Below are 14,499 nucleotides of genomic sequence, written 5' to 3' on the forward strand. Positions count from 1 at the left end.
TTGTATTATCACCTAAAATATCTTAAAGTACCCTCAACTTAAACGCCTACAAAAAGAAATTTTAGCGGGGGGAAAAGGGCAAGAAGGACTGATCACGGGCAAGAAATTTCAGCATGTGCTGAAAAATAGGCAAGCTTCTATAGAAAGGAGGTGATACAGGAAGATGAAGAAGAGTCTTTGGGTGATTTCCATTCTGTTTGTTCTCGCCACTCTGGTGGGTTGCGCAACGAAGGCTGACCTTCAGAAATTACAGGCCGATGAACAGCAGATTAATATGAAAGCCGATCAGGCATTGAAGGATTCTCAGGATGCCAAAGAGGCCGCAGTGAAGGCAGCCGATGCCGCGGCTCGGGCCGAAGAGCGGGCGAGGATCGCCGAGGAAAAGGCCAGGATCGCCGAGGAAAAGGCAAAAAAGGCCGATGCCGTTTTCGAAAAATCCATGAAAAAGTAAGTTGATTCTGCTGGAGAATGTAACCCTTGCTTCAGAAAAAGTGGTGTCTGAGCCTCAAGGCCCAGACACCACTGAAGAACTGAAGTTGCCGACATCTCCTCTCAGGAAGAGGGATATTCAGCTCCCGCTTTTTCCCCTGTCAGGAAACTGGAGTAATCTCATCTCCGACTTGAATTGCGCCCCCCTTCAGGACGTTGAAAGGAAAGAGACGGGATTCGACTTCCGAACGTCAATTACTCACCGATCCCCTCAAACAGGACAGTAGAGAGATATCGCTCACCGGCATCGGGAAGGATTACGACAAAGGTCTTGCCCTCAAATTCCTCCCGGCCGGCCAGTCGCATAGCGGCAGCCACAGCGGCTCCACTGGAGATGCCGACCAGGATTCCCTCCTCGCGGGCCAGCCTCCGGGCCGTCAACACAGCTTCCCCGCTTTCCACGAGTTCCACCTGGTCGATCAGCGACAGATCCAGATTGTCGGGGATAAAGCCGGCGCCTATGCCCTGAATCTTGTGGGGGTTCGGCCGTAGTTCTTCTCCGGCCAGGTGCTGGGTAATCACCGGGCTTTCTTTGGGTTCAACCGCCACGGAAAGAATCGGCTTACCCATGGCTTTCTTGATATATCGCGATATCCCCGAAATGGTTCCCCCTGTCCCTACGCCGGACACGAGGACATCCACGGATCCGTCCGTATCCGTCCAGATTTCCGGAGCCGTGGTCTTTTCATGGATCGCGGGATTTGCCGGATTCTTGAACTGCTGGGGCAGAAAAAATCGCTCCGGCGCCGAAGCCGCCAGAGCCTCCGCCCGACGGACCGCCCCTTTCATTCCTTCCGCTCCGGGTGTCAGCACCAGATTGGCTCCAAAAGCGGCAAGGACCCGACGGCGTTCGATGCTCATCGTTTCGGGCATCGTCAGCGTCAGATTATATTTCCGGGCAGCAGCAACGTAAGCCAGGGCAATTCCCGTGTTGCCGCTTGTCGGCTCGACAATTTCCATTCCCGGGCGAAGAATGCCTCGCTCTTCGGCGTTCCAGATCATGGCCGCACCGATCCGACATTTTACCGAATAAGCGGGATTCCGACCTTCCACCTTGACGAGGACCGTCGCCGACATCCCCTTTGTCAAAGAATTCAGTTTTACCAGCGGCGTGTTGCCGATGGAGCGGGAATTATCTTCGTAGATTCTCATGAATTCATCCTCCTTCTTCGTTCCTGGAATCAGGCTGTATCCAATCGCAGCCGCATGATTCTTCCCGCCGGAGGCTTCCCTGCCGGTCTTTCACCGGCACCTTTTTAAGATATCCTTCAGGATACCTTGTCGAAGGCCTGTTCGAGATCGTTCAGAATATCATCGATGTGTTCGATTCCTATGGACATCCGGATGAAATCAGGCGTTACACCCGTTGCCGGCTGTTCTTCCGCGGACAATTGCTGGTGAGTCGTGGTTGCCGGGTGAATGGCCAGGGTCTTGGCATCGCCCACATTGGCCAGGTGGGAAACCAGGGAAAGGGAATCGATAAACGTTCTTCCGGACTCCAGCCCACCTTTAATCCCGAAGCCTAGAATGCCCCCCGCTCCCAGGGGAAGATACCTGTCAACTTTGTCCTTTTCCGGGCTGTCGGGAAGTCCTGGATAGTTCACCCAGGAAACCTTGGGATTCCTTTTCAGATAGTGGGCAACGGCCAGGGCATTTTCCGCGTGACGGATCATCCGCAGATGGAGCGTCTCCAATCCCTGGAGAAAGAGAAAAGATGTGGTCTGGTAAATCGGGACGGCGCGGGCTCCCGTGGCCGGATCAGGCTCCTGGCCCTCATGGATTAGAAGGGTCTCTCTTTTTAAGGATTTCACGATCGTACTTCTAAGACCTCTCAAGAATGAGTTGTGGATCGCAGGACTTCCTCGATGACGCCTCCGCCCAGCACCTCGTCGCCAGAGTAGAGGACGACAGCCTGACCGGGGGTGATGGCATCCTGGTCTTCGGAAAAATGAATCCGGACTCGATCCCCGTCGTGAATGATTGTACAGGGCGAGGATCTCTTCCGATACCGGATTTTGCCTTCCGCTTCCCGGGGCCGGTCCGGAGTCAGCCAGTTCATATCGCCGGCGATGAGCGCCGATGCATAAACATCCCGCTTTTCGCCCACGATGACCGAATTTCGGACGGCATCGATGGCCACCACATAGAGAGGACAGGGAGAACTGATCCTCAGGCCGTGACGCTGTCCGATCGTGTAGAAAACCGTTCCAGAATGCTCACCCAGAACCCGGCCGGAACGGTCGACGATGGGTCCCGGCTCAACCGGGCATCCCCGTTCCCGCAGGAATTCCCCGTAACTTTCCTGGGTCACGAAGCACAGATCCTGACTCTCCGCCTTGCCGGCGATGGGGAGACAGGCCTTCCGGGCGATTTCCCGCACCTCTTCCTTCGTGAGGTCGGCAAGGGGAAAGGAAATATGTTCCAGGGCTTCGAAGGGTATGGGATAGAGAAAATAGGTCTGATCCTTTCCGGAATCTCTTGGTTTCTTGAGAACCCACCGGTTTTCCTTCTGCTCGATCATAGCGTAATGGCCGGTGGCCAGGTAATCGAACCCCATGGCGCGAGCCTGTTTCAGCAGATGACCGAACTTCAGATACCGGTTGCAGTCGATGCAGGGGTTGGGCGTCCGGCCGAGGCGATATTCCCGCGTGAATTTGTCGATCACGCAGCTTTCCAGAAGCGGCGCATAATCCAGGACATAATGGGGAATATCGAGCATGCCGCAGACTTCCCGGGCATCCTCAATGGCGTCCCTTCCGCAGCAGCGGGTCTTGATTCCCTCGTCGCGCACGCCAAGACACATGGTAACCCCGGCGACTTCATATCCCTCCTCTTTCAGAAGCCATCCGGCCACGGAAGAATCCACACCGCCGCTGACGGCCAGGAGAACCTTTTTTTTCAAGGCTGCTTCACCCCTTCCCGAATGTTTATTCTTTGATTCCTTATTCTGGATTCCAGCTCCCTTGTTGAAATCACCCCGGCATACCTGGACCGGGGTCATCCGACGGTTGGTCGGGTCACTGTTGACCAGGCTCCCTTTTGCATTCTTATGGAATTCTTCGCCCTCAGGAGACGACCGACGTAATCAGCGATATTCTGCGCCTCCGGACACGAGTAGTTGTGCGCCGGGATCACGGCCTTACGCTTCCGCTTCAGCTTGGCAATGATCTTCATGATGGTTTCCATGATTGACAGTTCCCGGTTGGGATGCATGTTCTGCCGTCAAAAGAAACACCGCCGCTTCGGCCAGCAGATTCGGCCGGCAGGATACGGTTTTTCCGCCGCGGAGATAACGGGCCTTGAGGACCTCGATCCCCTTCTGATTACAGAAATCGCGGAAATCGTCAATGCTGAGAAACCTCACGTTGGGCGAATCGTACCAGCGGTAAGGCAGGACGGCGGTGATCGGTGACTTTCCCTGAAAGAAAAGGCGGCCGCGCGAGCCGATCCAGGCGAAATTGGGAAAGCCTGCGATCCCCCCCCCGACCGACTCGCAGGGCATCCGCCGGCAGGGCGTCTGCCTGTCGGATTTCCTGAAGGCTCTGGTTCAGAATCACATAATCAAAAGACCCGGCGGGATATTCCAGCAGGCCGCTTTCAATATCGCCATGGCACACATTGAGCCCCTTCTCGACACATTCGCGGACGGCAAGTTCGTTCAGTTCGATGCCCTGCCCCCGGGTATGGCGGCTTCGAACCAGAAAGGCCATCAGATCGCCGGAGCCGCAGCCCGAATCGAGGATGCGCGCGCCGGAATCGATCAGTTCGCTGATGATCCGGTAGTCCGGAGGAACAAGATTTGTCTGTTCAGTATGAGTCGTCATTGCTGCTTAAAATATTCCGGATCAGCTGGGTCTGCCCTTCCGTCTCCAAAATAAAGGCGTCATGGCCATAGTTGGATTTCAGATCGCAATAGGCCACATCTGCATGACTTTTTTTCAATTGCCGCACAATGTCCTTGGACTGGGTGGGTGGATAGAGCCAATCCGATGAGAAAGAAAGAACGAGAAACCTGATGTCGCGCATCCCACCCATGGAGCCTCCGGCGACGCAGAGCAGCCGATCGATTCCGAGAACATCAATCAGGTGCCGCCGGGCCTCGACCATGTCGGCGATCGTAATGACGGGGAAGCTCAAGCCATAGGGTTTTCCTGTTTCCGGGTTAAGAGATGCCGGCCCCGTCGATCCCTTGCACCCCCCGATCACGTTGGAACAGATGACAAAGAAGCGGTGTCAAAGGCTTTGCCGGGCCCGATTGAAGTATCCCACCAACCCGACTTCCTTATGCCGGCGGAATAGCCGGCGGCATGGGCATCGCCCGACAGGGCGTGACAGATCAGGATGGCATTGGATTTCTGAGCATTAAGCTTTCCATAGGTCCCGCAGGCCAGAGTCACCGGCCCCAGTTTCTCCCCACCGTCCAGAACCAGTTTCTCTTCCGGCCCCTTGGCGAATGTGAAATGCAGGGTCTCGACCCAGTCCGGCGTGTTGGATGGTAGTGCCCTACCCGCTGCCGCTCCAGCGATATTCACTGAATTTAAAGGAATCTCTTTCATTTCAGAAGATCTCTGTTCAGACTTCCATTCAGCTTGAAATAAAAAACCCGCATTCTTCGCGAAGGTTCAGGCTGCGGGTAAATGATCAATGCCATGTAATCCTTTTCCGAGGCTACATGCACGGCCCCCCTCTGCCCGCACAGCGGGTTATCATTTTCAAGCGGCACATCATTCGGGATCCGACGCTCCCCTTCATTTTACCTGTTCCTCTTTTTCCGTCTGACGTTTGACCATGGCATCCAGGGTCAGAGATTCCAGGGTATGGAGCATAACCCGGGTTGCTTCCTGCCAGATGTCACGGGTGATACATGTCTGCGCCCGCTGGCATACAGAATCATTGTCAACACAGTCGACAAGCGCCAGTGAGCCTTCCACTGACTGCATGATTTCCTTCAGGTTGATTTCGCTTGGCGCCTTCGCCAGGAAATAGCCGCCATGAGCCCCTCGGTTTGAACGGATCAATCCCCCCGCCTTGAGGGGGTGAATCAGATGCCAGAGATACTTTTCCGAAATACCCTGGCGCTGGGCGATGTCCTTCAAAAAAATGGGCCCCTGATTGTAATGAAGCGCCAGATCCAGCATAAAGCGCAGCCCATAGCGACCCCTCGTAGAAAGCTTCATGTTCTTTACGTTTAACCTTTTGCTTATCTCTACTGTTTTGGTAGAAATTATAAAAATAAAAATGACCCTGTCAAGAAGTATTTTAAGCGCGGGAATAGAAATAAAGAAATCTCTTCTATTCTCCTTGCTGGAACAGTCGTCAAATGTTAAATTCGCAATGACTAGTCACCTCTCAACAACACGTTGACATGGCGCCGCAGAAGCATGCCCACGTAGAAATGGAGAACAGCGAGTGACCGAGATGAAAAAAGCCCTCAGATCTTTTTTTTCTTCCATCAAACTGACCGTTGTCCTTTTGATCGCGATGGCCCTGCTCTTCATGGTGGGAACGTTTCTTCCCCAGAGAGAGGGCGCCATGGAATTCGCCCAGCGGCTGTCTCCCGGCATATCCGGCCTGTTTCACGCTCTCGGCTTGTTCGATGTCTACCATTCCCCTCTCTATTACGGTCTTCTGGGTCTTCTGGCCCTCAACCTGACGGTCTGCTCCCTGAATCGGCTTCCCGTTTCGTGGAAGTTATATCGGACGCCCCATTTTCCTGTGCCGGTGGGACTCTTCAGCAAGCTCCCCCCGAACCGGGTTCTTCTGACCGAGCAGAATCGCGAGGGATGTCTCTCGTCCCTGGAAAACCTGCTGAAGGAGAACTATGGAGCCATTGAAAAGGACGTCAAAGGCGGCCATGTCTTTTTTTCCATTCGGAAGGCGGGTCTGTCACTGTTCAGCGTCTACGGGGTTCACTTGAGCATTCTGTTTATGATCGCGGGATCGGTCATCGGTTCCGTCCTTGGTTTTGAAGGATACGTCAACATCAGCGAAGGAGAAACCACCAATCTCGTCGCCTCCAGGAATGGAGGAGACATCCACCGCCTCGATTTTTCGGTGCGCTGCGATAAATTCACCCTGGAAACATACGCCAACGGCATGCCCAAGACCTACCGGTCCGACTTGACGTTCCTCAAGGGCGGTCAGCCCGTCCGTCAAGGCGCGCTGATGGTCAACCATCCGATCCATGTCAATGGATATCGATTCTACCAGTCTTCCTTCGGCAGTGCTCCAGGCGGCCGTGCCGTTCTGGGCTATTCAACGGGAAAGGGACAGGAGGAGAAAGTGGCTGTTTCGGTTGGCGACCGTTTTGACCTCAAAGAAGGCGGCGCCCACGTCGAGATCCTGCGCATCGAAGGAAATCTGATGAAATTCGGCCCCGGGGTGAAACTGGACATTGCCTCGCCGCAAGGCCGCCATATCCAGTTCTGGGTCCTTCAGCACATCGACGAGATCGCGGAGATGTACCCGGAGTTGTTAACCCAGTTCCCTCTCTTCGATCCCGCCCTATTCAAACCGTACCGCTTTTATCTCAAGGAGATTGAACAGCAGTACTACACGGGTTTGCAGGTCGTCCGTGATCCAGGCGTCCCGCTGGTCGCATTGGGGGCCTTTCTGATGGTGGCCGGCCTCATTCTCCGGCATTTCATGCCTCATAGACACATCTGGGTCCGTGTCGATGAGGCGGGGCGGCAGACCCGTATTTCACTTGCCGGCAGAAGCCGCCATATGGCGGCGCTCGATCGGGAGCTTGATCTGCTGGGCCGGCGGATTCAGGAGAAAGGAATCGTATGAGTCACACTCTCATTCTGAGTTGGGTTACGTTTATCTACTTCGGCGCCTTCGTTCTGTACCTCTTCCGCATGATCCTTGGAGGCCGGTCCTGGGGCAAGCTGGCTTCTCTTGCGGCGTGGGCGGGCTTTGCCGCCCAGACCGCGGCCATCCTGTGGAGGTGGAAAGTCTCCTACAGCCTGGGGATCGGACACGCGCCGCTGTCCAATCTCTATGAATCGATGATCTTCTTCGCCTGGGCGATCATGCTGCTCCACCTCTTCATTGAATGGCGGACCGGAAGCAGGGCCTTCGGCGTCTTTGTCGTTCCCCTTGCCTTCCTGGCGATGGCCTATGCCTCTATCGCCCCGGGCGTCAACAACGAGATTCAGCCCCTTATTCCCGCCCTGCAGAGCAATTGGCTCACAAGCCACGTGGTGACCTGCTTTATGGGTTATTCGGGCTTTGCCTTTGCTTTCGGATGCGGCTTGATGTACTTCCTGAAAACGGCGGACGCAGACAAGCCCGAAAACTCGAACCGTTTTCTTAAACGGCTTCCGACGCTGGCGAGCCTTGACCTCATGATCTACCAGAGCATCGCCCTGGGATTCGTCTTCCTGACCATCGGCATCATGACGGGCTCGATCTGGGCGCATTACGCCTGGGGCTCTTACTGGAGCTGGGATCCCAAGGAGACATGGTCGCTCATTACCTGGATCGTCTATGCCGTGACCCTTCATGTCCAGTATATCAAGGGCTGGCGGGGAAAGCGGATGGCCGCCTTGACCATGGTCGGTTTTGCCTCCGTCCTGTTCACGTACCTCGGAGTCAACTATCTGCCGGGTCTGCACAGCTATCTGAATTGATTTGTCCGCGAAAGGCCGGATGGAAGATCTCTGTCGGAAATCATTCTTTGAGTCTGAGAAGGGCTGCCGCTTTATTCTCCAGATTGGCGCAGAAGAGACGGCCGTCATCGAGTTCGACGCACTGGCCGTTTCCGAGCCGGGGTGGAAAGCCGATCTGTTCCGTCGAATTCCCGGCGGGGTCGAAAACCCTCAGCTGCCGTCCGGAAATGAAGAGGATTTTCCCGCCCCTCAGGGCCGTGATGGATGACGCGGCAGGGTTCATCCGGAATGCGCCTGCCGCCAGAAGGGTTTCATAGCGCCATTCGGAAGGATCATAATATTCGGGATAGGTTGTCTCACCTTTTTTCATGAGGATCACGTTCCCGTCGGGCAGTGCGGCCGCGGCATAAGGGCCGGGACCGCCCGCCGGCTGCATCCTCATGGCCGATGAAACGTTGTGCTCCGGATCGTACGATTCGGCTGCCGGCACCGCGGGAGACGAATAATCGCTCATTCCTCCGATGTTTAATATTTGTCCCGTAGCGAGCAGAATGGAGACATGCCCTGGTCCGGATCGCGGGGAAGCCAGTTTTCCGACACGCGGAACAAGGGTTGAGCGGCTGAAGTCGAACCTGTCCAAAAGAACATTGCCGCTGCCCACGGTTCCCTCATAAGCGCCTCCGGCGATGAGCACGTTTCCGTCGGGCAGAGCCGTGCAGGTTGGAGAGGCCATTCTGCCGACCGACATGTCCCCGACCTTCGTGAACCGGCCCGTCCGCGCATCATAGAGTTCAACGCTCCTCAGCTCGTGAAGGACGCGCCCGGCTGACCCTCCCGCCACAAGGACGCTTCCGTCCGCCAAAGCCACGCTGCAGTGCCCGCTCCTTCGTTGATGCATCGAACCGGTGACTCGAAAGGTTCCCGCAGCCGGGTCGAACACTTCCGCCAGGGCATGGGTCTGACCGGCATCCCCTGACGCCCCGCCGATCAGAAGGACCCGGCCATCCCTCATGACCGTCATGGTCCCCGCCTTATGAACATGCTTCATGTCGGGCAGGGGCGTCCATTCATATCCCGCTGTCGGCGCTGCGCACAGCAAACACACGACAAGCGCGAAAATAGAAGAAAAAATTCTTGTTAGTCCGGTCATCACCTGGTTTTCCTTTTCCTGCATGAACGCGCTCCCGGCCGTCACTTGATCCATTTCAACTCGTCCCTCAGTTGACGGGTCACCCTGGTTGCATCATCGGCATTTGTCAGAATGGTGGGGGTCACCAGCACGAGGAGCTCCGTTTTCTCCTTTGTTTTTCCCGTGGACTTGAAGAGGTTTCCGAGAAAGGGAATGTCGCCCAGCAGGGGCACCTTGTTTTCGGTGAGGCTCGAGGTCTCCTCCATGAGGCCTCCCAGCACGATTGTCTGTCCGTGCGTGGCGACCACAGAGGTGTTGATTTTTCTCGTTGTGATAATGGGAGATTCTCCGACACCCGCGCCTTCGACCTTGGAGACCTCCTGGCTGATCTCCAGGGTCAGCAACCCCTCCGTGTTGATGGTCGGCTTCACCTTGAGCATGATTCCCGTACTGCGGTACTGGATACTCTGGGCAACGCTGGTTGAACTGGTCGTAGTCCCGCTTACATCGGTAATCTGTCCTGTAACGGTCGGCACGTCCTGACCGATCTGGATGGTGGCTTCCATGTTGTCGAGAACCATCAGGCGGGGCGTGGAAAGGATGTTGGCCTTGTTCGCCAGGGCGTAGGCGTTGATCAGGGCCCGAAATTGCCCGGTCCTGCTCAGGAAAGAATAGGACAGGCCCACGGGATCCGTGCTGAGCCCTGTGCCGAGATGCCCCAAGGTACCCAGCACGTAAGCGTCACCGTTCCATGTATTTCGGATCAGCCACTCCACGCCGTATTTCAATTCATCCGTGAGCTTCAGGGAGACAATCGTCGCTTCGATAAGAACCTGCCGGGCCGGAATATCCAGTGTCTGCAGAAGGTTGAGGAGATTCCGGTAGACATCGGGCGTGCTGAGAATGATGATCATGTTTTTCTTGTCATCCGCCGACATCTTCAGACCGGTGGATTCGAAGGAGCTGTCCTTTCTTTCAACGGCGGCTCTTGCCGCCGCCGGTCTTTGAGGTCCGGCGGCAGCCTGCATCGCCGTTCTCCCGGTTACCGGCATCGAACCATAGAGCTTCTGGATGGACTCCACCAGTTCCGAAGCCAGGGAGTATTTCGGGATAAAGGTGTAGGCCTTAAACTCCGTGCCGGCCGCCTCCGGGGTGTCGAGCTTTTCCTTCCAGCCCAGGATATTCCCGGCCGTGGTTTCATCGGGTGCGATCACCAGGACGGCGTTGAGCTGCTTGATGGGCATCAAGAGCGGCCCAGGCTCCCTGGGCGTCTTGGCAACGATAAATCCGAGGCCCTCCATGATGCTTTTAAGCTGGGCGATAAACTCATCCGTCTGCCAGTAAGTCAGCCGGAGAATAAAAACCTTCTTTTTCTGCAGATAGGGAACATCGAAGGTCTCGAGAAATTCCATAACGGGCTTCATCTGCGACGCCCGGCCATACAGAACAATGACATTCTGCCGGCTGTAGGGCTTTACCTGGACACCGGACCGGAAGAGATCCTTGATCAGGGGCTCCACATCGGCGGGGCGGACATGACGGAGAGGAACGACCTGCAAAATTTCTGCAGGGCTGTTTTCCGGCGTTGTGCCGACCCGGATGTCCACAGGAGATCTCGGCTCCCTGGGTTCGGGGGGTTTTTCAAGGACGTAGAGGGCTCCGGCTTTTTCATCCAGATAATATCCGTATTTTTCCAGCATCCCCATGATCATCTCCAACGCCTTTTCGGGCGGCATGGGCTCAGGCATCCGCATGGTGATGGGCTTTTTGTTGTTCAGCATCTTCTCGTCCATCACGAAGGCGACTTTCAGCGTTTCCCCAAGGGCATGGATGATAAAATCGGAAAGGGGCATCCGTTCGGCGTTGATCATGACCGGAGTATCAACCATGGTCACACGGTGCGCCTCAATGGGCTTGACGGGGGGGGGTAGCTTTTTCTGGGGCGCTTTCCTCTCAAAGGCCGGTACCGTGATTTCTTCAACCGGCGGTCTCATGGCCGCTGCCTCGGAATCGCCGCTCCCGCCGATTTCACCCTGCTTTTCCGTCCCTGCCGGCCGGTCCAGCGAAACATGCTGACGCCATCGCGGCTGATTCATGCAGCCACTGAGCGCAAGGATACATACCAAAACGAACACGGCGGACAGAGTCGTCCGCTGTCGATCCCTTTTAATCATAACGAGTCCTTCCCTTTGAAATGCTCATAATAATCCAGCACCCTCTCGATGTAATTCCGTGTCTCCCGGAAGGGGGGAATGCCGTTGTAGTTCATGACCCGCTGCGGACCTGCATTGTACGCGGCGAGCGCCAACGGCAAGTCGCCGTTGAGGCTGTTCAGCAGTTGACTTAAATAGCCCACACCGCCGAAAATGTTTTCAACGGGATTGAGGGGATCGGACACCCCCATTTCGCGGGCGGTATTCGGCATGAGCTGCATCAGTCCGATGGCCCCTTTCGGCGATCTTGCCCCGGGATCGAAATTGGATTCCGCCTTGATCACGGCTCGGACCAGGTGGGGATCCACGGCAAAATGCTCACAGGCGGACAGGATCGCCTCGTCATACTCCAACTGCTCGGCGGCCGGCCCCATCCCCGTCCTCCGGGGTACGGAAGCCTTCTTCTTCGCCCTCATTCTCAGAACGTGGGGATTGATCTTCCGGTGTCCCGGACCGGGGACATTGGTGTAATAAATCTGCCCGCCTTCCCCCTGGAAGGAGTAAAGCTCAATGGCCGCGGCGGTCAGGGGGAACAGAACGGCCATTCCCAGAAGCAGCAATCCCAACGGCACAGCAGCGGAGATACATTTCATGGCATTTCCCTCTCCATTGGACGGGGCATCCGATGTCATGTTTCCTTCCCCGTTTCATCAGGGTCCTTGTGCTCCTTACGTAACGGGCTTTCTCGTTTCCCCTTCCCCGCTCCGGGTTTCCCCATCCGGCTACCTTCTTTACCACCATCCGGTAAAGAAGGGGGGATTTTTATTTCTCCTTCAGGCGCTCGGGGAACTCGGTCCCTCCTTGCCGGCTTCGCATCCGGGTTCTTCCCTGCCGCTTCCCCCCCGACGGCATCCGCCGGCTTGCGGCGCACATCAAAGAGGCTCAACTCCCTCGTCTGTCTCCCCTTCCTTGTCCAAACGGAACGGGGGGATATGCGGGTAAGCACAGCTCCGTCTATGAGCGTTTTCCCCTTGGTCACCGTGTGGATGGTCCCCTTATAATCCCTGAAGACGGCCTTCTGCTCCTTCCCCAGCATGACGGCCACCAGGGAATAAGGGTTTTCCGGAAGCACTTCGGGTGCTTTCCCGGTTTTCTTTTCAGGAAGGTCGTAGCGCCCGGCCTCTGAAAACAGGTTGCGCTGCTTCAGTGCCGTTTCCAGCACGACGGGAGGGGCCCAGGCCTTTTTCTGTCCGACAGCCGCTTTCGCGTCCGTTCTCTCCGGCCGGACCGGCGGCGGAGAGGTTGAGGGGGAGAGACCTGCGGCGATAAAAAAAGCCAGCGTCACGATGATGGCTGCCATCAGGAGATCCGGAAGGGCCTTTTTGATCATCTCTCTAACCTGTAAGCCGAAAGGGTCAGTAAAAGCAGGAACTCCTGCGGGCTTTTCGTGATTTCCATCCCCTTGACGTCAAGAGATTTTCCCGTCGATTCCGCGGCCCTCAGGATGTTCATCAGGGCCTGCGGCGGTCCGCTGAACCAGAGCGTCACGGGGGCTTCGCTCAGGGTGCGTCCTGGAATCGTTTCGAGCATCTCGAAGCGTACCAGCTCTCCTCCCTTTTCCCTGGCAACGACGTTCATCCTGTGAACGATGTCCAGTTGAATCCCCGTGAGGCTTTGCTCCTTCCCGTAAAGATAAGGGGTCAACCGCTCCCTTCCCACGAAGGCAGCAAGGGGCGCCCCGCCTTGCTGCTGATTGAGAAGGCGGGTCTTCAGGGTCAGGCTTTTCTTCTGCTCGTCAAGAATCTGTTTCTGCCTTTCCAACCCATTGTACAATGGATAAATCAAAAAGCGCAGCAAAGCGAGCAGAATAATGAGGTAAATGCCCATCGCCCTGATCGAGCCCTCTTTTCCCGCACCGGCCATGGGTCTATCCTGCCAGTTCAATGGTAACGACGAAAGAATACTCACCGGTTTTTCCTTCCATGTTCAAAGGGCCTTTAAGCTGGATGTTCCGGATGCCTTTCTCTTCAGCCAACGCCTTGAGAGCAGCCAGTGGTTCCTTTGAGATGATCAGAACTTCCACATTGTTCTCATTCAACTGCACGCTGCTGATATAACAGTCCTCGGGCAGTGTGCGGGCCAGCATGTCCAGGACGCTCAGCGGAGACTGCCGGGCATTGAGCCTGTCGCTCAATTCCTTCTGTACCGCGGAGTAATCGATGGCCTGGATTCCCTGCCGGGACTCCGCCAGTTGGATTCTCCTGTCCATCTGCCGCGATATCTCCTGGAGCGCCTGGCTGGCCCGCTCATGATCCCTCATGTTCAGATAGAGCACCAGGCCGCAGCCCAGGACACCGTAGATCGCCATTCGGAACAGGAGTCCCGGGTAGGCAGGAATCCGCAGTTCCCTCTTACACCGGAATTCCCGGAGGTTCATGGAGGGGATGTTGTCCAGGCAGGGAGAGTATCCCCTGTCGGGCACGTTCTCTACAAAGAGGGCAGGCCTTTCCCTCACGGTGACGGGAAGAATTCCGTACACCCGCATCCTGTGCATTTCAGCCCCGTAGGCCTCCAGGCTGTTCAGAAACCGTTCGGCATCCTCCTCCGTGAAGGCATCGGCCGGATGGGAGGCGGCGCCGAGAAACCGGCGTTCCGATACGGCGAGCAGATGGGTCACGTCCTTCCAGGTCCACAGGAATATCTCGGCTGTCGAGGAGGAAAACGCCGCTTCTTCAGGGATCGCGTAATGAAAAGGCAGGACGTTTCGCAAAAGGCTGTAAGGCTCGCTTTCCCAAGCCCAGATATCCAATTCCGTATAGGCCGAGGACGAGGAGTTTACGCGACAGTAAAAGTCCGGCCGGGAAAAAGGGAACAGCTCCCCCAGTTCCAGCCGGACCGCTTTGGCCAGTTTTTCCTTCGGCGCCGGAGGGTAGCGTTTACGGATGTGAAGGAGCCGGTCTCTTCCGATGATCAGGACGATCCTCTGCAGTGCCCCCCGAAGGGGGGTCAGCTCATCCAGGGAGCCGCCGCCGGTCCGGACCGGCTTCCCCTTTACATAGCGATAGAGATCAAGGCCGTTTCTGTGCCAGTATCCCGCCGTCAGTCCCTGCATGTT

Annotated in this window: 15 protein-coding genes and 2 pseudogenes; 3 read left to right on the plus strand and 14 right to left on the minus strand. The window is 56.2% G+C overall.

The window, feature by feature from the left end; genetic code table 11:
* Nucleotides 1-163 precede the first annotated feature (163 nt).
* Nucleotides 164-451 carry an Lpp/OprI family alanine-zipper lipoprotein gene (locus ACJ77P_RS08710; RefSeq protein ID WP_367359003.1) on the plus strand — a complete coding sequence of 96 codons (288 nt, stop codon included), beginning with the start codon at nucleotides 164-166 and terminating at the stop codon, nucleotides 449-451.
* A gap of 233 nt (nucleotides 452-684) precedes the next feature.
* On the opposite strand, the gene cysK is transcribed toward ACJ77P_RS08710, so the two are convergent.
* The 8 genes and pseudogenes from cysK to ACJ77P_RS08750 form a co-directional block, all read right to left on the minus strand.
* Nucleotides 685-1,641, minus strand: coding sequence for a cysteine synthase A (cysK, locus tag ACJ77P_RS08715; RefSeq protein WP_408998017.1), 957 nt, complete (start codon nucleotides 1,639-1,641; stop codon nucleotides 685-687).
* 116 nt (nucleotides 1,642-1,757) lie between these two features.
* Nucleotides 1,758-2,204: pseudogene (locus tag ACJ77P_RS08720) on the minus strand (PLP-dependent transferase); the annotation flags it as partial.
* A gap of 116 nt (nucleotides 2,205-2,320) precedes the next feature.
* Nucleotides 2,321-3,391: a tRNA 2-thiouridine(34) synthase MnmA gene (gene mnmA, locus ACJ77P_RS08725; protein ID WP_408998018.1), complete on the minus strand. Its 1,071-nt coding sequence runs from the start codon at nucleotides 3,389-3,391 to the stop codon at nucleotides 2,321-2,323.
* Between the two features lie 95 nt (nucleotides 3,392-3,486).
* The gene (locus ACJ77P_RS08730) at nucleotides 3,487-3,675 is read right to left on the minus strand and encodes a hypothetical protein (RefSeq protein WP_408999441.1); all 189 of its coding nucleotides are present in this window, start codon (nucleotides 3,673-3,675) and stop codon (nucleotides 3,487-3,489) included.
* Nucleotides 3,629-3,937, minus strand: coding sequence for a methionine biosynthesis protein MetW (locus tag ACJ77P_RS08735; RefSeq protein WP_408999414.1), 309 nt, complete (start codon nucleotides 3,935-3,937; stop codon nucleotides 3,629-3,631). Before ACJ77P_RS08735 ends, ACJ77P_RS08730 begins: the two co-directional genes overlap by 47 nt.
* Nucleotides 3,834-4,313 (minus strand): methionine biosynthesis protein MetW, encoded by a 480-nt coding sequence (locus ACJ77P_RS08740; protein WP_408998019.1) that lies wholly within the window; start codon nucleotides 4,311-4,313, stop codon nucleotides 3,834-3,836. The genes ACJ77P_RS08735 and ACJ77P_RS08740 overlap by 104 nt, the downstream gene beginning before the upstream one ends.
* 4 nt (nucleotides 4,314-4,317) lie before the next feature.
* Nucleotides 4,318-4,955: pseudogene (locus ACJ77P_RS08745) on the minus strand (hypothetical protein); the annotation flags it as partial.
* A gap of 282 nt (nucleotides 4,956-5,237) precedes the next feature.
* Nucleotides 5,238-5,666: an Rrf2 family transcriptional regulator gene (locus ACJ77P_RS08750; protein WP_367358999.1), complete on the minus strand. Its 429-nt coding sequence runs from the start codon at nucleotides 5,664-5,666 to the stop codon at nucleotides 5,238-5,240.
* Nucleotides 5,667-5,907: 241 nt separating this feature from the next.
* On the opposite strand from ACJ77P_RS08750, the gene ACJ77P_RS08755 reads away from it, so the two are divergent.
* Nucleotides 5,908-7,281: a cytochrome c biogenesis protein ResB gene (locus ACJ77P_RS08755; protein ID WP_408999415.1), complete on the plus strand. Its 1,374-nt coding sequence runs from the start codon at nucleotides 5,908-5,910 to the stop codon at nucleotides 7,279-7,281.
* Nucleotides 7,278-8,123 (plus strand): c-type cytochrome biogenesis protein CcsB, encoded by an 846-nt coding sequence (gene ccsB, locus ACJ77P_RS08760; RefSeq protein ID WP_367358998.1) that lies wholly within the window; start codon nucleotides 7,278-7,280, stop codon nucleotides 8,121-8,123. Before ACJ77P_RS08755 ends, ccsB begins: the two co-directional genes overlap by 4 nt.
* 40 nt (nucleotides 8,124-8,163) lie before the next feature.
* Here ccsB and ACJ77P_RS08765 read toward each other — a convergent pair whose 3' ends face one another.
* From ACJ77P_RS08765 to ACJ77P_RS08790, 6 genes are read right to left on the minus strand one after another with little or no spacing between them, the layout of a single operon-like run.
* Nucleotides 8,164-9,276 carry a Kelch repeat-containing protein gene (locus ACJ77P_RS08765; RefSeq protein ID WP_367358997.1) on the minus strand — a complete coding sequence of 371 codons (1,113 nt, stop codon included), beginning with the start codon at nucleotides 9,274-9,276 and terminating at the stop codon, nucleotides 8,164-8,166.
* A gap of 17 nt (nucleotides 9,277-9,293) precedes the next feature.
* A complete protein-coding gene (gspD, locus tag ACJ77P_RS08770) occupies nucleotides 9,294-11,405 on the minus strand; it encodes a type II secretion system secretin GspD (RefSeq protein WP_408998020.1) in 2,112 nt (703 codons plus the stop codon).
* Entirely contained in the window at nucleotides 11,402-12,076 is a 675-nt protein-coding gene (locus ACJ77P_RS08775) for a lytic transglycosylase domain-containing protein (protein WP_367358995.1), read from the minus strand. Before ACJ77P_RS08775 ends, gspD begins: the two co-directional genes overlap by 4 nt.
* The gene (locus tag ACJ77P_RS08780) at nucleotides 12,073-12,774 is read right to left on the minus strand and encodes a hypothetical protein (protein WP_408998021.1); all 702 of its coding nucleotides are present in this window, start codon (nucleotides 12,772-12,774) and stop codon (nucleotides 12,073-12,075) included. The genes ACJ77P_RS08775 and ACJ77P_RS08780 overlap by 4 nt, the downstream gene beginning before the upstream one ends.
* A complete protein-coding gene (locus ACJ77P_RS08785; protein WP_367358993.1) occupies nucleotides 12,771-13,352 on the minus strand; it encodes a hypothetical protein in 582 nt (193 codons plus the stop codon). Before ACJ77P_RS08785 ends, ACJ77P_RS08780 begins: the two co-directional genes overlap by 4 nt.
* Nucleotides 13,312-14,496: a hypothetical protein gene (locus ACJ77P_RS08790; protein WP_367358992.1), complete on the minus strand. Its 1,185-nt coding sequence runs from the start codon at nucleotides 14,494-14,496 to the stop codon at nucleotides 13,312-13,314. Before ACJ77P_RS08790 ends, ACJ77P_RS08785 begins: the two co-directional genes overlap by 41 nt.
* Nucleotides 14,497-14,499: the final 3 nt, after the last annotated feature.

Source organism: Syntrophus buswellii, assembly GCF_046097065.1.
Lineage (GTDB): Bacteria > Desulfobacterota > Syntrophia > Syntrophales > Syntrophaceae > Syntrophus > Syntrophus buswellii.